The organism is Rhodococcus sp. NPDC077669 (genome assembly GCF_040686915.1).
GTDB lineage: Bacteria > Actinomycetota > Actinomycetes > Mycobacteriales > Mycobacteriaceae > Rhodococcoides > Rhodococcoides fascians.
The window spans coordinates 277,908-301,051 of the sequence record NZ_JBFBMD010000003.1 but is presented as its reverse complement, the minus strand read 5'-3'; the positions used below and the strand labels follow the sequence as shown (position 1 = coordinate 301,051).

General features: G+C 64.2%; 25 protein-coding genes. 15 read left to right on the top strand and 10 right to left on the bottom strand.

The window, feature by feature from the left end:
• Window position 1: 1 nt before the first annotated feature.
• Window positions 2–715: a type 1 glutamine amidotransferase gene (locus AB0P23_RS05915; RefSeq protein ID WP_032382432.1), complete on the bottom strand. Its 714-nt coding sequence runs from the start codon at window positions 713–715 to the stop codon at window positions 2–4.
• Window positions 716–763: 48 nt separating this feature from the next.
• On the opposite strand from AB0P23_RS05915, the gene AB0P23_RS05910 reads away from it, so the two are divergent.
• The 3 genes from AB0P23_RS05910 (at window position 764) to AB0P23_RS05900 (ending at window position 4,131) form a co-directional block, all read left to right on the top strand.
• A complete protein-coding gene (locus AB0P23_RS05910) occupies window positions 764–2,713 on the top strand; it encodes a DEAD/DEAH box helicase (RefSeq protein ID WP_287452190.1) in 1,950 nt (649 codons plus the stop codon).
• A 93-nt stretch (window positions 2,714–2,806) separates the two neighbouring features.
• Window positions 2,807–2,962 (top strand): DUF6131 family protein, encoded by a 156-nt coding sequence (locus AB0P23_RS05905; RefSeq protein WP_094611554.1) that lies wholly within the window; start codon window positions 2,807–2,809, stop codon window positions 2,960–2,962.
• Window positions 2,963–3,384: 422 nt separating this feature from the next.
• Complete coding sequence (locus AB0P23_RS05900; protein WP_363797026.1) at window positions 3,385–4,131, top strand: GTP pyrophosphokinase family protein; 747 nt, start codon at window positions 3,385–3,387, stop codon at window positions 4,129–4,131.
• Between the two features lie 70 nt (window positions 4,132–4,201).
• On the opposite strand, the gene AB0P23_RS05895 is transcribed toward AB0P23_RS05900, so the two are convergent.
• On the bottom strand, window positions 4,202–5,785 hold the full coding sequence (locus AB0P23_RS05895) for an MFS transporter (RefSeq protein ID WP_032382430.1): 1,584 nt from the start codon (window positions 5,783–5,785) through the stop codon (window positions 4,202–4,204).
• Window positions 5,786–5,902: 117 nt separating this feature from the next.
• Between AB0P23_RS05895 and AB0P23_RS05890 the strand changes: the two genes are divergently transcribed.
• Entirely contained in the window at window positions 5,903–6,469 is a 567-nt protein-coding gene (locus tag AB0P23_RS05890) for a TetR family transcriptional regulator (RefSeq protein ID WP_027495174.1), read from the top strand.
• A 262-nt stretch (window positions 6,470–6,731) separates the two neighbouring features.
• Here AB0P23_RS05890 and AB0P23_RS05885 read toward each other — a convergent pair whose 3' ends face one another.
• Genes AB0P23_RS05885 through AB0P23_RS05870 form a run of 4 tightly spaced genes read right to left on the bottom strand, consistent with a single transcriptional unit; the run spans window position 6,732 to window position 10,718 of the window.
• Window positions 6,732–8,051, bottom strand: coding sequence for an MFS transporter (locus tag AB0P23_RS05885; RefSeq protein WP_032407875.1), 1,320 nt, complete (start codon window positions 8,049–8,051; stop codon window positions 6,732–6,734).
• Window positions 8,048–8,599, bottom strand: coding sequence for a 3-isopropylmalate dehydratase (locus AB0P23_RS05880; protein ID WP_032373495.1), 552 nt, complete (start codon window positions 8,597–8,599; stop codon window positions 8,048–8,050). Before AB0P23_RS05880 ends, AB0P23_RS05885 begins: the two co-directional genes overlap by 4 nt.
• Complete coding sequence (locus AB0P23_RS05875) at window positions 8,596–9,840, bottom strand: aconitase family protein (RefSeq protein ID WP_032385139.1); 1,245 nt, start codon at window positions 9,838–9,840, stop codon at window positions 8,596–8,598. Before AB0P23_RS05875 ends, AB0P23_RS05880 begins: the two co-directional genes overlap by 4 nt.
• Window positions 9,841–9,857: 17 nt before the next feature.
• Complete coding sequence (locus AB0P23_RS05870; protein ID WP_283550318.1) at window positions 9,858–10,718, bottom strand: isocitrate lyase/PEP mutase family protein; 861 nt, start codon at window positions 10,716–10,718, stop codon at window positions 9,858–9,860.
• Window positions 10,719–10,867: 149 nt separating this feature from the next.
• Between AB0P23_RS05870 and AB0P23_RS05865 the strand changes: the two genes are divergently transcribed.
• Window positions 10,868–11,668 carry an IclR family transcriptional regulator gene (locus AB0P23_RS05865; RefSeq protein ID WP_032382426.1) on the top strand — a complete coding sequence of 267 codons (801 nt, stop codon included), beginning with the start codon at window positions 10,868–10,870 and terminating at the stop codon, window positions 11,666–11,668.
• Between the two features lie 48 nt (window positions 11,669–11,716).
• Here the strand turns inward: AB0P23_RS05865 and AB0P23_RS05860 are convergent, their stop codons facing one another.
• Complete coding sequence (locus tag AB0P23_RS05860; protein WP_283550291.1) at window positions 11,717–12,550, bottom strand: DUF72 domain-containing protein; 834 nt, start codon at window positions 12,548–12,550, stop codon at window positions 11,717–11,719.
• Window positions 12,551–12,619: 69 nt separating this feature from the next.
• Here AB0P23_RS05860 and AB0P23_RS05855 point away from each other — a divergent pair, with 69 nt between their 5' ends.
• Window positions 12,620–14,164, top strand: coding sequence for a metallophosphoesterase (locus AB0P23_RS05855; protein WP_363797023.1), 1,545 nt, complete (start codon window positions 12,620–12,622; stop codon window positions 14,162–14,164).
• Window positions 14,165–14,202: 38 nt separating this feature from the next.
• A complete protein-coding gene (locus AB0P23_RS05850) occupies window positions 14,203–15,312 on the top strand; it encodes a trypsin-like peptidase domain-containing protein (protein WP_363797021.1) in 1,110 nt (369 codons plus the stop codon).
• 10 nt (window positions 15,313–15,322) lie between these two features.
• On the opposite strand, the gene AB0P23_RS05845 is transcribed toward AB0P23_RS05850, so the two are convergent.
• Window positions 15,323–15,700: a VOC family protein gene (locus AB0P23_RS05845; protein WP_027495165.1), complete on the bottom strand. Its 378-nt coding sequence runs from the start codon at window positions 15,698–15,700 to the stop codon at window positions 15,323–15,325.
• Between the two features lie 59 nt (window positions 15,701–15,759).
• On the opposite strand from AB0P23_RS05845, the gene AB0P23_RS05840 reads away from it, so the two are divergent.
• The 6 genes from AB0P23_RS05840 to AB0P23_RS05815 all read left to right on the top strand — a co-directional run bounded on the left by AB0P23_RS05840 (window position 15,760) and on the right by AB0P23_RS05815 (window position 19,702).
• Complete coding sequence (locus AB0P23_RS05840; RefSeq protein WP_032368006.1) at window positions 15,760–16,737, top strand: LLM class F420-dependent oxidoreductase; 978 nt, start codon at window positions 15,760–15,762, stop codon at window positions 16,735–16,737.
• Window positions 16,738–16,802: 65 nt separating this feature from the next.
• Window positions 16,803–17,411 carry an AIM24 family protein gene (locus AB0P23_RS05835; RefSeq protein WP_027495163.1) on the top strand — a complete coding sequence of 203 codons (609 nt, stop codon included), beginning with the start codon at window positions 16,803–16,805 and terminating at the stop codon, window positions 17,409–17,411.
• A gap of 1 nt (window position 17,412) precedes the next feature.
• Entirely contained in the window at window positions 17,413–18,090 is a 678-nt protein-coding gene (locus AB0P23_RS05830) for an AIM24 family protein (protein WP_027495162.1), read from the top strand.
• Between the two features lie 9 nt (window positions 18,091–18,099).
• Entirely contained in the window at window positions 18,100–18,843 is a 744-nt protein-coding gene (locus tag AB0P23_RS05825) for an AIM24 family protein (protein WP_363797018.1), read from the top strand.
• Between the two features lie 57 nt (window positions 18,844–18,900).
• Complete coding sequence (locus tag AB0P23_RS05820; protein WP_027495160.1) at window positions 18,901–19,224, top strand: hypothetical protein; 324 nt, start codon at window positions 18,901–18,903, stop codon at window positions 19,222–19,224.
• A gap of 19 nt (window positions 19,225–19,243) precedes the next feature.
• Window positions 19,244–19,702 carry a hypothetical protein gene (locus AB0P23_RS05815; RefSeq protein WP_027495159.1) on the top strand — a complete coding sequence of 153 codons (459 nt, stop codon included), beginning with the start codon at window positions 19,244–19,246 and terminating at the stop codon, window positions 19,700–19,702.
• Here the strand turns inward: AB0P23_RS05815 and AB0P23_RS05810 are convergent.
• Complete coding sequence (locus tag AB0P23_RS05810) at window positions 19,695–20,864, bottom strand: macrolide family glycosyltransferase (RefSeq protein ID WP_363797016.1); 1,170 nt, start codon at window positions 20,862–20,864, stop codon at window positions 19,695–19,697. The genes AB0P23_RS05815 and AB0P23_RS05810 overlap by 8 nt on opposite strands.
• A gap of 34 nt (window positions 20,865–20,898) precedes the next feature.
• Window positions 20,899–21,213, bottom strand: a complete 315-nt coding sequence (locus AB0P23_RS05805; protein ID WP_027495157.1) for a helix-turn-helix domain-containing protein — start codon at window positions 21,211–21,213, stop codon at window positions 20,899–20,901.
• Between the two features lie 87 nt (window positions 21,214–21,300).
• On the opposite strand from AB0P23_RS05805, the gene AB0P23_RS05800 reads away from it, so the two are divergent.
• Both AB0P23_RS05800 and AB0P23_RS05795 read left to right on the top strand, forming a co-directional pair.
• The gene (locus AB0P23_RS05800) at window positions 21,301–22,584 is read left to right on the top strand and encodes an MFS transporter (RefSeq protein ID WP_032373488.1); all 1,284 of its coding nucleotides are present in this window, start codon (window positions 21,301–21,303) and stop codon (window positions 22,582–22,584) included.
• A complete protein-coding gene (locus tag AB0P23_RS05795) occupies window positions 22,553–23,140 on the top strand; it encodes a GNAT family protein (protein WP_032367733.1) in 588 nt (195 codons plus the stop codon). Before AB0P23_RS05800 ends, AB0P23_RS05795 begins: the two co-directional genes overlap by 32 nt.
• Window positions 23,141–23,144: the final 4 nt, after the last annotated feature.

The window sequence follows — 23,144 nt, the reverse complement described above, 5'->3', positions numbered from 1 at the left end:
CCTACCGGGGCACCGCCGAGGATCGGGCGAGAAATGCGTCCAGCAGCGCCGAGCACCGCTCACGAGCTGCAGCTTCGGAGTCGGCAATGTCCTGCCTGATCTGGTGCACGTCCACCGCGTGTTCGACGCCGTCGCGGTCCCACGCGGCCGCCCATGCATCGTAGGTGTCGAGGTCGATCTCGGGGTGGAACTGCAACCCGAGGTGCGGGCCGCAGACGAAGGCCTGCTGCGCAGCCGCGTTGCGGGCGATGACCGTGGCCTCCGGCGGCGCGACGAACGTGTCGCCGTGGAATTCCATCCACGGGCCCGAGGCGACGAGCTCGGGATCGGAGGTCTCGACGTCGACGAATCCGTACTCGGGGTACTCGGACTTGCGGACGGATCCGCCGAGCACGCGAGCAAGCAACTGGCCGCCGAAGCACACACCCAGAACCGGGACCTGCGCATCGATCGCCTGCTGCACGTACGCGATCTCCGGCGCGAGCCACGTCAGGGTGTCGTCGTACGCAGCGTCGGGTGAGCCCATGACCACGACCACCTGCGCGTCGGACAGCGTCGGTGGTGCGACATCGGGACTGTGGTCGAAGGAATGCACGTCCAACAGGAAACCCCTGGTGCGCAATTCGGCGGCGAGGGTGCCGATATCGCGACGCGCCAGGGACGGGTCCCGGTCGTGGACGAGAACTACGGCGCGCGGGTCGTTCGGGTATGTCACAGGGCTCCTTTACGGTGTTCGTGCACACCGTACGACAGACTGGATCCGATGCCACCTCGTAAACGCACTGCCCGATCCACCACTGCCCGCACCGTCAAGGCCGGGCAGAGCAGCGCTGCGCGAAAGTTCGCGGCTGCGAAGAACGGTGAGCCTGCGGCGAAGAAAGCTGCCCCGAAGAAGGCCGCACCTCGCAAGAGAGCAGCCCCGCGCAAGACCTCGCCCCGTAAGTCCGCCGCCCCCGATCTTCGGGTGCCCGATCCCGGCGAGCGCGTCTGGGTGTTGGACGTGCCGTTCGAGGATCGGTCCGCGGCGGGCGCAGCGGGGGCGCGCTGGTACCCCGGACCGCGCGTGTTCGCGTATTACGGAACCGAACTGCCCGAGTACCTGCAGCCGTACGAATCGATGCCGCACAGCCTGCAGCGGTGGCTCGAGGACGACGCGAACGACAGTTGGCGCGACGAAGAGGTGCGCGAACGGGCGATGCAGCCTCGCGACACCCAACTCGAATCGGTCCGACGCCATCTGGCCGCGCTCGACGCCGGCTTCCCGTACTTCGCGCAGATGGATTCGACGGGTCTGGGTAAGACGTTGGCCGTGTGCGAGGCCGTGCGGCAGATGTCGGCCGCCGAGATCGGCACGGTTCTGGTGGTGGCACCCAAGGGTGCGCTGCCGGGGTGGCGTCGCACCATTGCAGACAGCGAGGCCGACATCGAGCCGTCCGACCGCAAGCGTTGGTTGCTGATCACCTATCAGTCCACCAAGAAGCTGCTGTCGGTTCCCCCCGAGACCGATCTGGGCAAACGTAAACGGACGCAGAACAAGCGGACCATCTCGCTGGGAGAGCTGCGGTTCGACATCGACGTGGTGATCGCCGACGAGTCGCATGCGTTGATGAACATCGAGTCGCAGCAGTCGCAGATCCTCTGGCGGTATCAGGAGGCGGCTCGATCCGTCGTGTGGATGTCTGCCACTCCCGGCTATCAGCCGCTGCATTTCGCGTACATGGCCCGTGCCGTGGAACGCAGCCGCGGCGTCGAGATCCTCGGTGACGACGAGTATCTCGGCTATGCCGTGACGATGAAGTGGGCGGAGTTCCTCATCGAGTCCGGCTTCGCCGTCAAGGCAGGCAAGGCGACGACGGGGTTGACCACGTGGCGGTGGGAGCCCGAGGACGCGACGAAGCGAGCCCGCGACATCGCGTCTGTGCACGGCTGGTTGTCGGGAGGCGCTGTGCCGTGGTCTATTTCGCGGCCGTCCCCACCGACGCCGCGGGAGCCCCTCGGTCAGGAACTCACGGCCGCGCAGAAGCGGCTGTACAACTCGGCGTGGGTGGACTACCGCAAGGAAGTCGGCCTGCCGATCTGGAAGGCCGTCGGCGGAAAGCGAGTGCTGCAGAAGAATCCGAGTACCCGTGCGGCGACGCTGCGATTTCGCCAGAAGTGCTCGTACCTGCGCATTCCCGCGTCTGCGGATCAAGTCCGGACGTGGGTCAAGGCAGGCAATCAGGTGTTCGTCTCGATGTTCTACCGCGAGTCGGTCGCTGCTCTGGCCCAGACACTTCGAGACGAGGGGCTCGAGGTCGCCGTGGTCGACGGGAGCATGAGCAGTCCCGAGCAGGAGGCGTCGATTCGCCGATTTCAGACCGGCGACGCGTCGGTCATCGTCTCGACCACCACGAGCGCGATCAACCTGCACACCAACGAGTTACTGCTCCCGGAGGGGACGGTCTCCACACTCGCACCGCGCGTGACGCTGATTCACGATCCTCGGTGGACACCCATCGACATCAGGCAGATCGAGGGCCGCGCCAACCGCATCGACAAGGACCACAACCACACCACGTCGACCTGCTACTACGGCTACGCCGAGGGCACCGTCGAGGAGGAGATGGTGCTCACCGGGATCGAGCGCATCGCGGATCTGGGATCGATCGTGGGGCAGGCGGATCTGATCGATCCGGAGGCTTTCCTCGCGGCGAAAGTGGATGCCGGAAAATAGCGACAATTGTGAGCAATCGTCCACGCGCCCGAGTAGGTTCGGTCCCATCGACAATTCGTCGATAGTGGGCTCACTTTGGCACCAGGAGTAGTCATGATCGTTCTCGGAATCATCCTCGCCCTCATCGGCTATTTCGCCGGCATTTCAATTTTGACGACTATCGGCATCATTCTGGTGGTCGTCGGCGCGGTTCTGACGTTGCTCGGTTCGATGGGGCGCGCAGTCGGTGGCCGCAAGACGTGGTTTTGACATCCACGTTAGAACATACGTTCGATTTCTGTTAGTCTGAGCGGGCCCCCGGAGTTGGCGATGCGGCCAGCGGAGCCACTTCGGGCGGTCCAAATCGGGCGGTAGACAGTGTCGAAGGCGGTTGCGCGCGATGGCATCCGACGAGCGCGACACCGACCCGGTTGCCGGCTCGCTCTACCGCGTCGGCGATCGGTGGGCAGAACGAGCACCTACTCACTGCACCAACGGCCATCCGCTTGTCGCCGGTTCGGTACTGGTGGGTTCGCGTGCTTGCTCGTGTGAGCGGGGGCATCACCGTACCCATCAGTGCCAGAGGTGCAATCTCGTGCGGTTCACCCCAGAACTCGGTGCCACGTGCAGCGACGCCAGCTTCGATTCTCGCGCGGCGCGGTCACGTCCGGCGATCGTGGACAATCGGGGGCATGAGCAACAGTGAAGCCGTCGTCGACCTGGTGCAGCTGAGGCACGATTTCACCCGCTTCATGATGAGTTACAAGTTCGGAATCGACGAACTGATCACCAAGATCAACATCCTGAAGCAGGAATTCACTCACATCCACCGCTACAGCCCCATCGAGCATGTCTCGTCGCGACTCAAGACGCCCGAGAGCATCGTCGACAAGGCTCAGCGCAAGAAGTGCGCACTGACGCTCGACGCCATTCGCGAGAACATCTTCGACGTCGCAGGTGTCCGCATCACGTGCAGCTTCATCTCCGACACCTACCGCATCGCGGACATGCTCAGTAGTCAGACCGACGTTCGAGTCGTCGAGGTCAAGGATTACATCGCGAACCCGAAAGCCAACGGCTACAAGAGTTTGCACCTCATCGTCGAAGTTCCGGTGTTCATGTCCGATCGCGTCCAACCGGTCTTGGTCGAACTCCAGATCCGCACGATTGCCATGGATTTCTGGGCGAGCCTCGAGCACAAGATCTTCTACAAGTACCGCGGCCAGATTCCGCCCACCCTGTTGGCGGAACTGACCGAGGCCGCCGAGACGGCCAACACGCTGGACGAGAAGATGGAAAGCCTGCACGACGAGGTGGAGGAACTGAACGGCGACTCCGACAACTCCATCACTCTCGGCGCGATGCCTCCGATGGCATTGCCTCCCGAGCTGCTGCACATGTTGCTCACCGCGCAGGCCGAAGCAATCGACCCGGACTGACGATGCCTTCGAAGAACGTCAACCCCGCTGCTCGACGGCTGAGCAGCGGGGTTGTCGGTTCGTGCCTGCGTTATCCGATATGTACCGGGGTGTCGCCGACGGGCAGGTCGTCTTTCTTCGCGCGGACGAGCAGCAACACGACCGGGCTCACCAGCGCGACGAGGATCGCGGCGGTACCGAATGCCCAGGCGTAGCCGGAGACCTCGGCCGAGAACGCGTGGTCGATGGTCGCGAGCACGAAGTTGCGGATCGGCTCCGGCAGCGCGGCCAACATCTCGTCGCTGGGCACTTCCTGGCCGGCGAGAGCTTCCGCGGGAACTCCGGCGGGCGGAGTCGGTGCCGGATTCTCGGCCAGGTACGAGGTCTTCGACGAGGTGTAGACGGTGGTGAACACCGCAGCACCGAGTGCACCACCGACCTGCAGGGTGGCGTTGATCAGCGCCGATGCGGCACCTGCGTCGTGATCGGGAACGCCGATCAGTGCGACGTTCTGCATCGGAACCATCAGCAGACCGAGGCCGAGGCCGAGCAGCACGACGCCCGGCAGGACGTGCGTGAAGTACGAGGTGTCGACGCCGATCTGGGTCAGCAGCAGCAGGCCGACTGCGGACACGACCGGACCGACGGCCATCAGCGGCTTGGGTCCGATCTTCGGCACGAGCGCAGAAGCGAGCGCGGCCGTGATCAGGATGCCGCCGGTCATCGGCAGCGACGCGACGCCGGCGATGACCGGGCTCATCTCCAGCACGATCTGGAAGTAGAACGTGAGGTACAACGTGCCACCGAGCAGGGCAGCGCCGATGACGGCCGAGCCGATGTACGCGGCACCGCGGTCACGGTCGAGCAACACACTCAAGGGCAGCAGCGGGTTGGCGGACTTGGACTCGACGACGACGAACGCGGCCAGCAGAGCGAGGCCGAGCGCGATGAACGAGATGGTGGGTACCGTCGCCCAGCCGTCTTCGGCCTCGGTGAAGCCGTAGACCAGCGAGGCCAGACCGAGAGCGACGAGGATCGCGCCGGGCAGGTCGTAGCGGGTGTCTCCGTGAGCCTTGCTCTCCTTCACCAGCGGCACCGCTGCGGCGATGGCGAACACTGCGACCGGGATGTTGACCAGCAGGCACCAGCGCCAGTTCGCGTATTCGGTGAGCACTCCGCCGAGGAGTAGGCCGACCGCTGCGCCGCCACCGGCAATGGCGCCGAAGACGCCGAACGCTTTGGCGCGTTCCTTGGTGTCGGTGAACGTCACCGTCAGGATGGCCAGTGCTGCCGGGGCGAGCAGTGCAGCGAACACACCCTGGCCGGCGCGCGCGATGAACAGCTGCCAGCCTTCCTGAGCGAGTCCGCCGATAGCGGAGGCAACGGCGAAGCCTGCCATGCCGACGATGAACGAGCGCTTGCGTCCCCAGTAGTCGGCAATGCGTCCGCCGAGCAGCAGCAGTGCGCCGAACGACAACGCGTAGGCGGTGATGACCCAGGCGCGGCTGCTGTCGCTGATGCCCAGGTCCAGCTGAGCCTGCGGCAGCGCAATGTTGACGATCGTGCCGTCGAGCACGATCGTGAGCTGCGTGATGGCGACGATGCACAGCACCAGCCATCGGCGCTCGTAGTTCGGATTCAGATCCGGCGCTTCGCGCTCGGAGAGCTGCGACATGTTTCTACCCCACTCGTACTCGTTGATTCTGGGCACGAAAAATGTCCCGAGCAAAAAGGTAGGCGACCCAGAACCAATAGTCAAACGAACTAGTTGGTTGGGGGTATGGTGACCGCCATGAAACCTGACGCCAGTGCGACCCGCGCCCGCATCGTCGTCGCCGCCCGGGACGAGTTCTCGGTACACGGGCTGGCCGGGGCCCGCGTCGATCGGATCGCGGCCGCGGCCAAGGCCAGCAAGGAACGTCTGTACGCCTACTTCGGCGACAAAGAAGCCCTGTTCCGGGCCGTCGTCGAGGACGGGTTCGCGCGGTTCATCGACGAAGTACCCTTCGCCGTCGACGACCTCGGCGGGTACGCAGCGCGCGAATACCTGCACCTCGCTGCGCATCCCGAGGAGCACCGACTCCTGCTGTGGACCCAGCTGCAGGGCGGTATGGCGACCTCGGGCACCGACGACATCCACTCGGTCATCGCCGAGCGACACAGGGCCATGGCCGACGCCCAGCGAGACGGACTGATCTCCGACGCCTTCACCGTCGAGGATCTGATCACCATGATGTTCGGCATCACCTCGGCGTGGATGACCGCGCCGAGCCTGCACTGCGAGCCTGCCGATGACGCCGAAATTCAGCGTCGGGCGTCGAAAATCGAAGCCGCCGTGCGTCGCCTCTGCGCTCCGTAGCGCTGTCTATCCATATCTAGCTTTGACGCAAGAGTGCGGAATACTGGGGTAGCGGCCCCCATTTCCGCAAACGCGCGCGCGTTTGCCAGACGCGCACAAAGTAGACACCGATCACGTCGCTATTTTGCGCGCATCTGGCAAGTGCGCTCGCGTTTGTCACCCCGGTCGGCTGCGTCCTCGACCGCACACACGCGGGACGCCCCACCACGCCGAGTGCACGTGGTGGGGCGAGTCTCGAACTACGGCCGGCATCTACGCCGCACTACACCGGGAGTTTCTCGCGTCCGGTTTCCTTGATGGTCAGCACCGTGAGTACGCCGATCACGCAGACACCCATGACCCAGTAGGCGGGTGACATGGCGTTGCCGGTCGACTCGACCAGTTGAGCAGCGACGTACGGTGCTGTTCCGCCTGCGGCGATGGTGCCGATGTTGAAGCCCAACGACACTCCGGTGTATCGAACTGCCCGAGGGAACAGCTCGGTGAACAGTGGGAACGCGGGTACCTGCACGACTCCGTTGAGAACCATGTAGACGAAGTACACACAGCCCACCACGATGATTGACGACGTCGCGCCGAGGATCATGAACACCGGCAACGCAATGACGACATATGCAACGTAGCCGCTGAGCAGTACCGGTTTGCGCCCGAATCTGTCGGTGAGCATGCCGCTGAGCGGGAAGGTCGCACAGGCCAACGCAATTGCGATCGCCGATGTCCAGTAGACCGAGTCCTTGGAGAATCCGAGGTCGTTGATCAGGTACACGCTGAAGTACGTCAGACCGATGTAACCGGATCCGTTCATCGCGATGGCGATGCCCACGACGCGCAGCACCGACCACGGCTGCTTCTTCACGACATCGCTCAACGGGCTTTTCGCAACCTCGTTCTTCGCCGCCATTTCCTCGAACTCCGGGCTGTCCTCCAGCTTCAGCCGCACTCGCAGACAGACCAGAGCGAGGGGAAGTGCAAGCAGAAACGGAATGCGCCATCCCCACGACGACATCTGGTCGTCGGTGGTGATGAGGGCGACCACTCCGACAACGGCTGCGGCGACCGCGAATCCGAGGGTGGAACCGACCGGCGTGAACGACCCGAAGAAGCCGCGACGGTTCGGCGGTGCAGACTCTGCGATATAGGTTGCTGCACCACCGATTTCACCTCCTGCAGAGAACCCTTGGGCGAGTCGGATGATGACGAGCAGAATCGGTGCCAGCACGCCCACACTCGAGTGTGTGGGCAGCATTCCCAGGACTCCGCACGCGATGCCCATGCAGACCACCGTCACGACCAGAGCCTGTCGACGACCCTTTCTGTCGCCGAGGCGTCCGAAGAAGATTCCTCCGAGCGGACGTGCGACGTATGCGACTCCGAATACCGCCAGGGTCGCGAGGATGGACACGCCGGGGCTGGTGGACGGAAAGAACAGTGGCGCAATGACTACGGCGAGAAAACCGTAGACGGCGAAGTCGTAGTACTCGATGAGCGTGCCGACGCCACCGGCGAGCGCGGCACGGCGCGCGGTGGTGGTGTCGGCTTTCGGTGCGCTGGTGACCGCAGAAGGCTGGTCGACGTTCGTCATCGCGCTGTTCCCTGTCCTGTGAGTGGTTGCTTGCTTCGGTGTTCGGCCAGCAGTAGTTCGTACGATCCGCCGGCCTCGATGACTGCGACAGTACGAGGGCTGGGCGCACTACCCACCAGGGATCGACCATCGGCAGTGGTCAATGCTGCTCGTCGCCAATCGAGTTCGACGGTATCACCGGTGACGACCGCGCCGGAGACTTCCGGAATGGTGATGAGGGGTACTCCGTTGAATGTCTCTCCGCGCCAGAACCCCGGCGAGAACGACTCGGCCACGATGGCCTGGATACCGGCGTTGCGCAGAGCCACCATCGGCGGATAGTGCGGGTGACCGTACCCGAAGTTGCGGCCGCCGACGATGATGTCGCCCGGCCGAACGCGATCGACGAAACCCGGATCGTATGCGGTCATGCAGACCGACCTCAGATGCTCGGGATCGTACGACTTGATATTCGCAACGCCGACAACGAGATCGATGTCGAAGTCGTCGCCGAAGACCCAGGCAACTCGGCCGGAGATGACGTCGGGCGGGGGTGGGTAGGCGCTCACGAGCCCACCTGCTGGATCGTGCCGGCCAGCGCGCTGGCGGCGACGGTGTACGGAGAACCCATGTAGATGTTGGCGTCCGAGCTACCCATCCGGCCGGAGATGTTGAGCACGCCGGTCGATATGCAATTCTCGCCCGCCGCCAACGGCTTCTGATAGCCGAAACAGAAGTCGCAGCTCGACACTGCAATGTGCGCACCCGCCGCGCGCAGTACGTCGAGCAGCCCCTCTTGCTCGGCCTGATCGTGCACCTTCTGCGACGTGGGCACGACATTGAGCTCCACACCGGGAGCCACGGTGCGTCCGTCGAGCACGAGTGCCGCGGCCCGCAGATCCTCGATTCGTCCACTGGCACAGGATCCGATGAACGCCTTGGTGATCGGAGTGCCGGCGAGTTCGGCTGCAGTGTGGGTGTTGGCTGCACGCGCCGAGCCGGGCTGCACGACCTGCGGCACGATCTGGGCGAGGTCGATGGTGTGCCGAGCTGCGTAGGTCGCATCGGAGTCTGGGTAGACCGGTGTGAACGACTGTCGCGCAACATCGTTGGCGTAGTCGAGTGAGGTCTGGTCCGGTTCGAATATCGCGGACACGGCTCCGGTGAACATCGCCATGCCGCACAATCCTTGCCGGTGATCGATTTTCATCGACCGGGCACCGGGGCCACCGAATTCCATCACCTGGTGTGCGCACCCGTCTGCCCCGACGAGGTCGATGATGGTGTGCACCAGATCGCGGCTGTCCACTCCCGGCGCGAATTCTCCGTACAGGTCGAACCGCGTGGTCGCTGGAATGTCCACGTAGAGTTGGCCGGTCACCCATGCCTCGATCAGATCTCGGCGGATACCCCAGCCCAACGCACCGAACGCGCCGATTCCGCTGATGTGACCGTCGAAGTGGACGAGGAAGTCACCGGGGATGGCCAGGCCGAGTTCGGCGGTGAGTTGGTGCCCGATGCCGCGGCCCTCGTGCAGCTCGATTCCGTAGTACTCGCACCAGTCTCGGGTGACCTGGTGTACTTCTTGTTCCCGGTCGTTGCGCTTGGTCAACATGTGATCGATGAAGACGACGTACCGAGACGGGTCCTCGAGTGAGGTGATACCGAAGTCGTCGCGCATCTGCCGGAACATCACATCGGTGTACCCGGGAAAGTCGTACGCGATCATCCGCGCCGGTCGTACCGCATGGTTCTCACCGGCACGCACTGGGTCACCGCCACAGGTCCTACCGAGGATCTTCTCGACCATCGTGAACGCGGCCGATGTCATCGGTTCGCCTCCGCAGGAAGGTATTTACGCTGCTGCGCTTCGACTTCGGGAAAACCGATGAGGTCCACGAACTCGTGGTGCTGCAGCGCGTCGGCACTGACGTCGGCGGGAGCTTCGCCTGCGGCCAGGCGACGCAGAGTCTCGCGTGCGGCACCGGTTGCGGCCATCAGCACCTGAGTGGGCAGCAGGGCCAGCCGCACTCCGATCTGTGCCAGAACCTCCGGAGTGAACTCCCGCTCGGTCCAGGTCGACGCGGTGAGCGTGGCCATCAGCGGAACCCCGACCGCTCGGTGACAGTTCTCCCACTGCTCGACGGTCTCGAACGTCTTCGTCACCGGCATGATCATGTCGGCTCCGGCGTCGACGTAGGCCTGTGCGCGCATGATCGCCTCGTCGCCACGTGCGTCGGTGCGTGCGATGAGCAGAACGTCGTCCGGCATGGAATCACGCACCGCCCGAACCTTGCCCGACGCCTCCTCGACGGAGATCAAGTCCACCGGCTCGCCGACGCAGATCGGGCATTTCTTCGGCGACAGCTGGTCCTCCATGAACACACCCTGGACGCCGGCCTCGGCGAACCGCGTCGCGGTGCGCGCGGCGCTGACGGCGTTTCCGTAGCCCGTGTCGATGTCCGCGACGAGGGGCAGAGACGATGCCTCGCGAATGGTCCGGACGGCCTGCAGGTTCTCGGTCATGGTGTAGAGCTCGGCGTCGGGCAGTCCGAGCGCAGCCGATACGGCGAAGCCGGACGCGCACAGCGCCGAGAAGCCCGCCTGCTCGGCCAGCTTGGCCGTCAACCCGTCCCAGACGCCGGGCGCATACACCAGGCCTTGTTCGGTCAGGCCTCTCAAAGTCATCGTCACGAGCACTCTCCGTTTCGTATTGCGGAACGCCTTCCGAATTTAGAGTGGCTCGGATCACAAGTCAATACCCGTGGATCGATAGCGCATCGCGCGTCGGTTCGTAGGATGGCGACGACGCTCCACCCGACCGGAAGGAACAACTCGTGGCAGTTCCCACCGAGTCCGACGCCCAGGCCGGCCGCGACATCGTCGGTGCCGTCGTGAAGGCATGCGCTCTGCTCGACCATTTCGACACGACGCATCCTGTGTGGACGCTCAACGACCTGACGACGGCGAGTCGAATGAACAAGACGACCGTGCATCGCCTGATGACGACGTTGATCCATGCCGGCTGGGTGGACAGAACAGCGGAGGGTTCGTACCGGATCGCCATGCCGGTGTTCGAGATCGGATCGTCCGCGTTGACACAGCTCGACATCCGCGGTGCCGCCCAGCCGTATCTGTCGGACATCGCCCAAAAGTTCGGCGACACCGCCTATCTGATGGTTCCCGCTGACGAGGGCGCGGTGTGCATCGACCGCCACGAGGGCAGCAATCCCCTTGTGGTAGCTGGCATTTCGATTGGATCCGTTCTTCCGTATCACGCCACGGCCGGGCCGATGGCGATGCTCGCGTTCTCCGCTCGCATTCGCGACCGCTGGCTCGGCGGAGAGCTTGCTGCATACACGAGCCGAACACTGACGTCACCAGACCAGTTGATGGATCATCTCGACCGGATCCGAACGCAGGGATACGCGCTGAGCAACTCCGACTACCTGGCCGGCGTCGCGGCGGTGGGCGCACCGATTCTCGGACGCGACGGGGTGGTCGTCGCGTCGATCAGCGTCGGCGGCCGCGTGGAGACATTCGAGGGCGACGCCTTGACGGACAAGGTGGAGACGATTCTCGCGGCGGCGCGCAGCCTTTCACGTGTCGCAGAGGCTCTACCTGCATCGAGTCAGTAGCTACACGAGTATTCGCTCCTCTAGCTTCGATCCTAGAGAGACGAATACTCAGCTACCGACGCGCTCGATGAGTTTCATGGCGTCGAAGGGTGCGTAGCCCTTGATGTCGTTGTCGAAGTACACGAAGACGTCCCGGCCCGCCGACGTCCACTCGGAGATCTTGGTGGCCCATCGATCGAGAGCGTCGTCGGTGTAGCCGCTGGCGTACAACTCTTCGTCTCCGTGCAGTCGGGCATACATGAAATCCGCTGTGGGGGTGTCGATGTACGGGTACTTTCCGGCGGTGTCGGCAACCACGATCGCAATATCGTTCTCGCGCAACAGTTCCACTGCCTCGTCGGAGGCGAAGCTTGCATGTCTGGCCTCGATACAGTGCCGCAGTGGCCGAGACGACGCAGCCGGCAACAGCACTCGATCCTCGGCCAGTTTGTCGTCCCGCGACTCCGCCAGAGTTACTGCTACAGAGACAGTTCTGGGCAACAGGGCGCAGAAGTCCGTCATCTTCTGCGCGTCGAACTCGAGATTGGGTGGGAGCTGCCACAAGAATGGCCCCAGCTTGTCACCGAGGGTGAGGACCCCGGTGGCGAAGAAGTTCGCCAATGCCGACTCGACGCCGACGAGCCGCTTGATGTGCGTGACGTACCGCCCACCCTTGATGGAGAACACGAAGTCATCCGGAGTCTCGTCGTGCCACTTGGTGAAGCTCGACGGCTTCTGCATCGCATAGAACGTGCCGTTGATCTCGATCGACGTCAGGTGCTCGGACGCGTACCCGAGTTCCTTGCGATGCGCGAGACCGCTCGGGTAGAAATCCCCTCGCCACGGCGCGTACGTCCAGCCGGAGATACCGATCAGAACCCGAGGGCGATGCTGCGCGGACATGAGCCGACTGTAGCCGGGCAGCCCTGCGGTTTCCGCGGCTCCGGCGCTGGTATCGGTAACCTCGATGGCATGAAGCGCCCATCGGCATTCGGCTCCTTGGCGCTGACCTGTGTGCTGCTCGCCCTCACCGGTGCCGATGCGGCTGCCGAGCGCCGCGACCAGCCGACGCCTCGCCAAGCGGCTGCGGTACCGGGGATCGGGTTGACGACGGTGCCCGCGGCGATCACCACGTCCATGGTCGCGGGTGTCGCAGACGCGCCGAATCCGCCGACTCACGAGGTCGGTGTCGAGTCGTCGACGACGGAGATGCGTACCTCGGGGTGGGACGAATACCCCTACCTCCGCTACACCGCTACGTTCGCGCCCGGTACGGACACGGCGACACTGACATGGTCGGGCAGATCGGTGAACACGAACGATCTGGCGTTGCATGTGTGGAACGAGTCGGGCAACACGTGGGGTCCGGCCATTGCGACGGCCGACCCGGTTGCGCCCGGCGGTTCGGTGGAATTGAGTGCCGAGATCTCCACCGAGAGAGGCACTGTCGAAGTACTGGTCATCGACAGTCCCCGAGCGGATCGTTCGTTCGCCGAGACCAACGCGCGCCCCGACAGCAGCTTCGCCGATCCGAGCACGTACGATTTCGCGCTTCAGCACATCACCGACACGCAGTACATAGCCCGCGACGATCCCGGTGTGTATTCGGAGATGACGCAGTGGACCGCCGACAACGCCGACGAGCTGAAGATCGACTACAGCATGCACACCGGCGACCTGATTCAGAGCTGGATCAGCCCGGGGCGTCCGGATACTCAGGCGCGCAAGGAGTTCGAGGCCGCCAGCGAATCGATGCAGATCCTCGAGGATGCCGGCATCGCCCACGGGGTTCTGCCCGGTAACCACGACAACATCTGGAACGTTGCGGGCAAATTGGTCCCGGGGGAGCACGAGAAGAACCACGCGCTCTACAACGAGTACTTCGGCCCTCAGCGTTATCGGGATCAACCCTATTGGGGCGGTTCGTTCACCGACGAGGACAATTCGGCGCACTACGACCTGGTCGATATTGCCGGAGCAAAGTTCTTGATGCTGTACATCGGCTACAACCCGCCGGAAAAGGTCATGCAGTGGGCCGAGGGAGTTCTCGACGAGAACCCCGACCGCAATGTCGTCATCGGCACGCACTACTACCTCGACGAACTCGGCGAGAAGAAACTGATGGGGTTCGGCGACATCGGGTCGAGCTCCGGCCAACAGATCTGGAATCGACTGGTCGTTCCACACGAGACCGTCTTCCTCGTCCTGTCCGGGCACGTCGACGGCCAGGTCGCGGTCGTCGACGAGCACGTGGGAGAGACCGACCGCACCGTCGTGCAACTGCTGGCCGACTACCAGTACTTCGAGGTCGACGGCGAACGCAGCACCGGCTTCCAACGCCTGCTCCAGTTCGATATCGACGGTGGCTCGATGGCCGTCACCACCCATTCGCCGTCCCTCGACGCGTTCGACGTCGAGAGCTACGACATCAAGAATCGATACGGCCCCGAAGACGGCGAATTCGTCACCGACTTCACACTGCGCGCCGACGTTCCCCGAGCGGTGATCGCAGACTGACTGGCACGGCGCTCGGCATCGGACCATAATCGATTTTCATGCAGTCGGGTGGGCGAGCGTGGGTACTGACGCTGGTCGCCGCCGGTGTCTGGTTCCTCGCCACGCCGCTGAGTCCCGGAATTGTCGGCACCGACGTCCAGCTGCAGGCCCCCGAGGTCACGTCCATCCCCGTCGTCGAGCCGCCCCCGCTCACTCTCGAGGACCTCTCGGCGCGAGTGAACCCCACCGTCGTCACGATCTCCGCCACCGCCGGCTACTCCGGCGTCGCAGGTACCGGCTTCGTCGTTGCCCCGGACGGCCTGGTGCTCACCAACTTCCACGTCGTCGAAAACGCGACCGAGATCAGCGCCGTGCACATGGGCAACGGACTGATCTACGACGCCACCGTGCTCGGTTACGACAAATCTCGTGATCTGGCGGTCATGCGGTTGATTTCCGCGGCCGACCTGCCGGTGGTCGAGTTCGCTCCGGACTCACCTCCCGAGGTGGGGGATGCGGTCACTGCCGTCGGGAATGCTGCTGGCGCAGGTGTTCTGGTGCCTGCCCCGGGTGCGGTGACGGCTCTGGATCAGCAGGTGCGTACCCGTAGTTCGGTGGACGGTTCGCGGAACACTCTGGATCGGATGATTCGAGTCGATGCCGATGTGCGAGCGGGTGATTCGGGTGGCCCACTGTTCGATGCCTGGGGTCGTGTGGTGGGCGTCAATACAGCGGGCCTCTCGGACGAGGCGCGCACCGGCTCCGAGAGCAGGCCTCCGCAGGCCCCCGAGGCGTATGCGGTTCCCATCACGGAGGCTGCTGCCGTGCTCGATCAGGTCGTCACGGGGCAGTCCGGCGGGACGGTTCATGTGGGTCCGACCCCGTACTTCGGGGTGTCGGTGCGAGATGTGTCCGTGTTCGACAACAAGCCGGCGATGGGTGCCGAGGTGGTGACGGTGGCTACCGATTCTCCGGCCTCGGCAATCGGACTGTCCGGCGACGATGTGATCGTCGCCTTCGACGGTGCCGGTGTCGGTTCGTCCTCGGATCTGGCCCAGGCCCTCATCGGACGGCACCCCGGTGATGTCGCCGTCGTCGAGTGGGTCGATCCCCAGGGCGTACGACGTTCCGCTACAACGGCTTTGACGGAAGGAACCCCGGCTGCCTGAGCGGTCGAGTTCAGTCCTGCAGCACCGACAACACGTTGCCCGCCGGATCGGTGAACCAGGCGATGAGCGGTCCGCCGTGCCGGAAGATCCCCTTCTCGTCGGTGCCCATGTCCGGATACTGTTGGAACACCACCCCTTTGGCGATCAATGCATCGACTGCGGCCTCGATGTCGGTCACCGGGAAATTGAGGATGGTGTACTGCGCCGGCACGTGACCGGGCCGGGGATAGATCAGTACCGCCGCAGCTCCCAGGTGAAGTTCGAGCATCCCCATCTCGTTCTCGGTCACCTCGAGACCGAGGGTGTCCGCGTAGAACGTGCGAGCTGCCGGCAGGTCGTCGACGGCGAATCCGGAGAACGGTGCTCGGGCCAGATCGATGGTGGTCATGGACGAATTATCGCGCTCTCCCACGTGCTGTGGGCCGATATCCGAGTAGCGTGGCTCCCGTGACTATTCGCCTCGGTTACCAGATGCCCAACTTCAGCTACGACGGTTCGGTCGCGGAACTCTTTCCCCAGGTCATCGCGCAGGCGCGCGAGGCCGAAGCGGCCGGGTTCGACACTGCATTCGTGATGGATCACTTCTACCAACTCCCCGGAATCGGAAAGCCCGACGAGCCGATGCTCGAGGCCTACTCCGCCCTGTCGGCGCTCGCGACGGCCACCGACACCATCCAGCTCTCCGCCTTGGTCACCGGCAACACGTATCGCAACCCGGCGATCCTGGCCAAGACCGTCACCACGCTCGACGTCGTCAGCGGCGGCCGGGCCATTCTCGGTATCGGTGCCGGCTGGTACGAACTCGAGCATCAGAGCTTCGGACTCGAATTCGGTACGTTCACCGACCGATTCGAGCGCCTCGACGAGGCCCTGCAGATCATCGAACCCATGCTCCGCGGCCAGCGTCCCACGTTCGACGGCCTGTGGTACCAGGTCGAGAACGCGATGAACGAGCCCCGCATCCGCGATGATCTGCCGATCATGTTGGGTGGTGGCGGCGAGAAGAAGACCTTCGGCCTGGCCGCACAGTTCGCCGATCACCTCAACATCATCTGCGACGCAAACGAACTGCCCCGCAAGATGGCCGCCGTTCAGGCCCGGTGCGAGGAAGTCGACCGCGATCCGAAGGATCTCGAGACGAGCTTCCTCGCCTTCGTCATCATCGACGAGGACGGCGACAAGGCCAAGGAGTTGCAGCGGGAGTTCGTGCTGAAGCAGGGCCTCGATCTAACGAATCTCTCTGAGGAGGACGCAGCGAAGGCCACCGATCGCCACTTCTGCGGAACGCCCGACGATGTTGCCGAGCAGGTGCAGAAGCGCGTACTCGATCAGGGCATCGACGGCGTCATCATCAACCTGATCACCAACGGACACCAGCCCGGTGCCGTCGAATTGGCGGGCAAGGCTCTGAAGCCGCTCGTCTAGATTTTCTCCAGCAGTAGCCGCGGGGGTGCGAGCGGTGGCATAGTTCCCCCGTGGCTCAGCTGAGGATGAACGGGCACCGTGTCTTGGTCGCAGACCTGACCGGTGACTCTCTGCGCGCGATGTCGGGTTCGATGGTTGCCTACGAAGGCGATGTCGCCTTCAAGAGCGCAGGCATGGGCGGTGGCGGCGGTTTTCGCGCCGCGCTCAAACAAAAGGTGACCGGCGAGTCGTTGTCGCTGATGGACGTGTCCGGCAAAGGCACCGTGTACTTCGCGGTCGACGCCCAGGACATCACTCTCGTCGAGGTGCAAGGCGACAACCTGCACGTCGAATCGTCTCAATTGCTTGCTCTCACAGGTCAATTGAAGACGGACGTGAAGTTCTCCGGCCTTCGTGGTGCGACGTCGGGGCAGGGACTGTTCACCACAGTCGTCAGCGGCTCCGGGACGGTGGCGCTGCTGTCGAAGGGTGGGCCGATCATCGCGCTCGCCGTCGATCCGCAGTATCCGCTCGTCGTCGACCCCGACGCCTTCGTCGCCCATCGCGGACAGCTCAACCAGAGCTTCGTCACCGACGTCACGTGGCGCTCCGCCATCGGCGGCGGCAGCGGCGAGGCGTTCTCACTCCGCTTCGACGGCCAGGGCGTCGTCTACATCCAACCCGAGGAGCGCTGACGTGCCGCTCGAACTCGTCAACAGCAAAGTCGTCAAATCCGTTCTGGCACCGAATCAGAGTGTGCTGGCTCGGCGCGGATCGATGCTCTATTACACCGGCGACGTCCGGTTCGTCCCGCATTCCATGGGCGGGGGCGCGGGTGCCATGCCCGGCATGAGCGGCGTCGCGGGGATGGCCGGCCGCATGATGGCAGGCGAGCACGTGGCGATGATGGCCGCCGAGGGTCAGGGCGAGGTCTTCTACGGCCACGCCGGGCTGTACGTCGAAGTGATCCATCTCGACGGCTCGTCCATGCTCACCGTGGAAGCCGACCGACTCCTGGTGCACGACGGCTACCTGCAGAGTTCCATCGTTGCGCTCACCTCTCAGGGCGGGGTTCGCGGAGCAGTGCGCGGTGCCATGACCGGGCAGGGTCTGTTCACGACACAACTGACCGGCCAGGGCAGCGTCGCGGTTCTGTCGCACGGCGGCGCGACTCCGCTGCAGGTCGGGCCCAACAACCCCATGGTCGTGGTCGATCCGCAGGCGTACGTGTGCCACATCGGCAACATCAACGTCGACATCTCCGCCAACGTGGGGTGGCGTGACGCCGTGGGTAAGGGCAGCGGAGAGGCGATCCAGCTGAAGATGACGGGCATGGGCACCGTGTGGGTCCAGGCGTCCGAGCAGAAGTTCTAGGGAGCGGCAATGAGTTTGGACATTCACACCCCGTACACCCTGCCGGTCAACGACAACGTGCCCGGTAACGACTACGCGTTCTGCGTCGAACTCGCAGGCCAGCCGTGGTTCACGTCGAAGGGCGCGATGACCGCGTACTACGGCAATGTTCGCTTCGAACCGCTCGGGCAGACGTCCATGCCCGCCATCGTGGCGGCGCGGTTCTCGTCGCCGCTGTACTCGAACGACTGGGTGCTGGCGCAGGGGCAGGGCAAGCTGATCCTCGGCGATCGCGGGTTCAACATCAACAGCTACGACCTCGACGACGGCAACCTCACGATCCGAGCCGCGAATCTGCTGGCCTTCGAGCCGACTCTAGACCTCAAGCAGTCCATCGTGCCCGGCTTCCTGACCCTGCTCGGTACCGGCAAGTTCCTCGCCTCGTCCAACGGCACGGTCATGTTCGCCGAGCCGCCACTACGCATCGACCCGGAAGCGCTTGTCGGTTGGGCGGATTGCCCGTCGCCGTCGCATCACTTCGATGCCGCCTGGATGCAGAACTTCCTCGGCGCAGCACGCGGATTCCTCGGGGCCAACAGCGGCGAAGAGCGGCAGTTCGATTTCACCGGCGCGGGCACGGTGCTGATCCAGTCGAGCGAGAAGGTTCTGAACGACACCCATCTGTTGCGGCACATCGAATCGCAGACGGTCTCGCTCGGCCAGAACTCACTGCGGGCTCTGCACAACACCATCGGGGCCCGACTGCAGCAGTAGCTTCTCGTCCGTTCGGAGAAAGCGCGCATACTGGAGTTTCACTCAGGAGGTAGCGCCATGGCCAACCAGGGACCCTTCGGATTCGGATCCGACGACTTCGACAAGTTCGCGCGTGAAGCAACCGAGGGCCTGCGCGAGGTGGTCGGCTCACTGTTCGCCAACACGGGAGCACCCAAAGCCCCGCCGGAGCCGGAAACCACAGGCCAGAAGGGTGATGGCGTCTGGGCGATCTACAGCGTCGACGATGCCGGCTCGGCGCAGGTCGATCAGCTCTACGCCACCGAACTCGATGCGCTGCGGGCACACAAGGACAACACCGACCCGCGTCGACGGGTTCGTTTCCTGCCCTACGGCGTGAGCGTCAGCGTTCTGGAGGACTGAATCGGTACCTTTGATTCTCGTGACTACACAGCAGGATGCAATCTCGATTCCGTTGGGCCGGCCCGTGTTCGTTCAGGCGCTGAGGTACACCGCACTGTTCGATCAGAAGCCGTTCGCCGAGGCGTTGTTGATCTACACCGACAACGGCGCATACAAGATCATGTCTCCGGGAGAAGATCATTACGGCAGCTATGTCTCGTACACCGACCCCGCCGAGAACCCTCGACACGTGATCTTCCTGTCGTGGCCGTCGGAGGATTGGGGCCGCAACGTCGCCTCGCACACTCTGACGTTCAATCCTGATTCTGCGGCGTTCACACAGGTACTCGTTCTGCCCGGTAGCCCGGTGCCGCGCTCGCAGTACGGCTATGCGCTGCCGATCGCCGGTCCGGAGAGTGTGGACATGACGGCTTCCTGGGATCAGGTCCGAGACACGTACGCCGAGACGTTCGAGGAGTTGGCGACGCTGGCTACGTAGCCGCGCCGCCGGCATCGACACCGAATGCCTCGATCGCATTCGCGGCCTGGTCGACGCCGCCGTGCGCGCGCACCTCTGCGCTGATCTCACGTGCGCGCGGCGCGAGTCCCCGGGCTTGTTCGACGGCGTCGCGTAGTCCTGTCGCCGTCATCCCGTCGAAGTCGATGTGCACTCCTGCGCCGAGTTCGGCGAGCATCGCCGCGTTACCGAATTGGTCGACCGCCTGCGGTAGGGCAACTGTCGGTACGCCGAACCACAGGGCTTCGGTGCACCCACCCATTCCGGCGTGGGTGACGAACACGGTGGCGGCGTCGAGCACCGCGAGCTGCGGAACGTGTTCGTGGACTTCGACATTCGCGGGCAGTTCCCCAAGTACGGCGGGGTCGACGCGTCGGCCGATGGAGATCACCACGTGCCAGTCCGTGTTCGCGAACGTCTCGATGCACAGCCGGTAGAAGTCGGGGCGTTCGTTGTACCCGGTGCCGAACGATACGTAGAGAACGGGCCCCTCGGGCGCGGACCACGATCGGTCGTGCAGTCGCACCGGATCGAGACACGGGCCGACGAACTGCACCGAGCTGGGGACTCGATCGGCGTTCGGCTGCATCACTTTCGGGATCAACGACAGGCAGTGCTCCGGGTACGTGATCCAGTCCCACGGGTCTGCGTCGATGTCGTTCTCTCGCAACCAGGTCGCATAGGTATCGCGATACGCAACTCCGGTTGTCGACTCGCGGATAGAGGTCATCCCGTCACCGAGATCCTCGATGTAGCCGTCCCAGGCGACGTACGTGGGGGAGAGCTGCACGGCCGTCACCCCGTACCGGACGCCGAGGATCGGGGCGGTCAGGCCGCCGATGTCGTAGAGGATCACATCCGGCTGATCGTCGTCGTAGAACGCGGTGAGCACGGGAAAGGACGCGATCGCTTCGTCGAGGAACACCTGCATCGCCGACGCCGGGTCGTCCGGCCAGGAGCCCTCACCGTCGGGAAGTATCGAGGGGAACGCCACCACCTCGACTCCAGCCGGTTCCACCAAGTGCCGCAACGACTCACCGACGGCATAGGTGACACGATGCCCGCGTCGGACCAATTCGGCGACGACGGCAAGCGAGGGGTAGATGTGACTCGGCGCCGTCGTGCCGATCATCGCGAAGTGCATGCCGCCCACCGTAGGACGCGGAGAGGGTGCGGGGCTACCGGTTTTCGTTGGCGATCAGATCGAGCAGACCGGGGAATCGCTCTTCGAGCTCGTGGCGGCGCAGCGTCACTTTGCGACTGTTTCCGCGATCGACCTGGAACACCAGGCCTGCCTCGCGTAGCACTCGAAAATGGTGCGTCAGAGTCGATTTGGTGACACCGAGCTCGAACGACATACACGTCCGCTCGGCTCCGTCGTCGTCGCCGACGAGTTCGGTGACCACCTGGCGACGCAACGGATCGGCCAACGCGGACATCACCGCACCCAGTTGCATTTCCTCGGGCTCGGGATGCCCGTCCTTGTCCGCCATGCGCTCCTCCTACAAGGTACGACTTGCGCCGTACCTTTAAACCTGGTCTAGTACGACAACCATCGTACCTACGGTTCAGGGGGACACATGAAAGCAGTGCTACCGGTCGTACTCGCGGCTCAATTCGTCGTACCGATGTCCATCTCGGGTACTGCACTCGCCCTCCCGGTCATCGCCGGCGACCTCGGCACCGATCCGACGCCTCTGCAGTGGGTCGTCAACGGCTTCAACATCGCGTTCGCGCTGTTCACCGTCGTCTGGGGCGCGGTGTCGGATCGAATCGGTCACCGCACGTCGTTCCGCATCGGGGTGGTGCTGACGGCCGTCGCGAGTGCGGTCAGCGCCGTCGCGCCGTCGTTGTACCTACTCGATGTCGCGCGGGTGTTCGCGGGCATCGGAGCCGCAGCGGTTCTGGTGGGCTCCACTTCCATTCTCTCGCTTCACTTCCACGGCACGGCCAGAGCAACCGCGTTCGCACTGTTCGGCACCGTGAACGGTCTCGGTCTGGCACTCGGGCCCACCATCTCCGGGCTGCTCGTCGCGGCGTTCGAGTGGCGGGGCGTGTTCGCCGCCCAGGCGGTCGTCCTGGCTGCGGCGGCCATCGGAACTGTCGCTCTGCCGCCTCTGCGAACCGAATCGACGGCGCACCGCCTGCTCGATTTCTCGCTACTGCGCAACCGGAGATTCCTGGCCCTGTGCCTCGTTCCGGTGGCCGGAGCCATCGGATTCGTCACGCTGCTCACGTATCTGCCCGCTGCGCTGAGCGCTGTCGCGTCGCTGACGCCGGGGCTTGCCGGAGTGTTCATGCTGGCCATGACCATCCCCGTTCTGCTCGCTCCGCTGACCGTTGCCCGCCTGAGCCGCATGTTCGACGCCATCACCCCCACTCGGGTCGTGCTGGTCAGCCTCGGCTGCCTCGTCCTCGGCAATCTGGGCATGCTGGCACTGCAACCAGGTGTCCCGCTCGGTGCCGTCGTGGTCCCGATGATCGCGTTGGGGCTCGGATTCGGACTCCCGATCGGCTTGGTGGACGGCGAGGCACTGGCTGCGGTACCGCCGCACAGCAGCGGTACCGCTGCGGGCGTGCTGAACCTGTTTCGCATCGGCAGCGAGGCCCTGATGGTGGCCGGATATGCCTGGTTGTTGACCGTCCTGGTCCGCGGCGAGCTACCCGACCGAGCCGACGCCGACGCCGCAGCAGCCGGACGACCCGGGTTTGCCGACGCCTACGCGCACGCCTACACCGAGGTCGTGTCGATCGTCGTCGTAGCTCTCGTCGTGACCGCGGCGGTGATCTTCTCGCTGTTGCGAACACCACGCCGGGACGTATCGTCGGCCAATGTCCTTTCTGCAACCGGTGACCCTCACTGACGACCTCGTGACCCTCGAGCCGCTGAGCCGCGATCACCTCGAGGGGCTGTGCGATGCCGCCCGCGACGGCGAGCTCTGGAACCTCTGGTACACGAGCGTTCCGAAACCGGAAGACATGGCCGCAGAGATAGATCGCCGGCTCGGACTGCTCGACGCGGGAACCATGCTTCCATTCACTTTGCGGCGCAACGATACCGGGCAGATTCTCGGCGCGACGACCTTCTGCAACGTCGATGCGAACAACCGTCGCGTCGAGATCGGGTACACCTGGAATGCGCGCTCCGCCCACGGAACCGGTACCAACGCGTCGAGCAAACTCCTGTTGCTGACGCACGCTTTCGAGGAACTCGGTTGTATCGCGGTGGAATTCCGCACCCACTGGATGAACCTCCAATCGCGGACGGCCATCGCGAAACTCGGAGCCAAGCAGGACGGCATTCTGCGCAATCACCAACGCATGGCCGACGGTTCACTGCGCGACACCGTCGTGTTCTCGATCATCGAATCCGAATGGCCCGCCGTGCGCAACGAACTCCGTCGACGTACCGCACGGTAAGTTG

Bases quoted from the DNA above. Each gene is read 5' to 3' on its own strand.
- AB0P23_RS05910 (WP_287452190.1), top strand. From the start codon at position 764: ATGCCACCTCGTAAACGCACTGCCCGATCCACCACTGCCCGCACCGTC.
- AB0P23_RS05905 (WP_094611554.1), top strand. From the start codon at position 2,807: ATGATCGTTCTCGGAATCATCCTCGCCCTCATCGGCTATTTCGCCGGC.
- AB0P23_RS05900 (WP_363797026.1), top strand. From the start codon at position 3,385: ATGAGCAACAGTGAAGCCGTCGTCGACCTGGTGCAGCTGAGGCACGAT.
- AB0P23_RS05895 (WP_032382430.1), bottom strand. From the start codon at position 5,785: ATGTCGCAGCTCTCCGAGCGCGAAGCGCCGGATCTGAATCCGAACTAC.
- AB0P23_RS05890 (WP_027495174.1), top strand. From the start codon at position 5,903: ATGAAACCTGACGCCAGTGCGACCCGCGCCCGCATCGTCGTCGCCGCC.
- AB0P23_RS05885 (WP_032407875.1), bottom strand. From the start codon at position 8,051: ATGACGAACGTCGACCAGCCTTCTGCGGTCACCAGCGCACCGAAAGCC.
- AB0P23_RS05875 (WP_032385139.1), bottom strand. From the start codon at position 9,840: ATGGTCGAGAAGATCCTCGGTAGGACCTGTGGCGGTGACCCAGTGCGT.
- AB0P23_RS05870 (WP_283550318.1), bottom strand. From the start codon at position 10,718: ATGACTTTGAGAGGCCTGACCGAACAAGGCCTGGTGTATGCGCCCGGC.
- AB0P23_RS05860 (WP_283550291.1), bottom strand. From the start codon at position 12,550: ATGTCCGCGCAGCATCGCCCTCGGGTTCTGATCGGTATCTCCGGCTGG.
- AB0P23_RS05855 (WP_363797023.1), top strand. From the start codon at position 12,620: ATGAAGCGCCCATCGGCATTCGGCTCCTTGGCGCTGACCTGTGTGCTG.
- AB0P23_RS05850 (WP_363797021.1), top strand. From the start codon at position 14,203: ATGCAGTCGGGTGGGCGAGCGTGGGTACTGACGCTGGTCGCCGCCGGT.
- AB0P23_RS05845 (WP_027495165.1), bottom strand. From the start codon at position 15,700: ATGACCACCATCGATCTGGCCCGAGCACCGTTCTCCGGATTCGCCGTC.
- AB0P23_RS05835 (WP_027495163.1), top strand. From the start codon at position 16,803: ATGAACGGGCACCGTGTCTTGGTCGCAGACCTGACCGGTGACTCTCTG.
- AB0P23_RS05825 (WP_363797018.1), top strand. From the start codon at position 18,100: ATGAGTTTGGACATTCACACCCCGTACACCCTGCCGGTCAACGACAAC.
- AB0P23_RS05820 (WP_027495160.1), top strand. From the start codon at position 18,901: ATGGCCAACCAGGGACCCTTCGGATTCGGATCCGACGACTTCGACAAG.
- AB0P23_RS05810 (WP_363797016.1), bottom strand. From the start codon at position 20,864: ATGCACTTCGCGATGATCGGCACGACGGCGCCGAGTCACATCTACCCC.
- AB0P23_RS05805 (WP_027495157.1), bottom strand. From the start codon at position 21,213: ATGGCGGACAAGGACGGGCATCCCGAGCCCGAGGAAATGCAACTGGGT.
- AB0P23_RS05800 (WP_032373488.1), top strand. From the start codon at position 21,301: ATGAAAGCAGTGCTACCGGTCGTACTCGCGGCTCAATTCGTCGTACCG.
- AB0P23_RS05795 (WP_032367733.1), top strand. From the start codon at position 22,553: ATGTCCTTTCTGCAACCGGTGACCCTCACTGACGACCTCGTGACCCTC.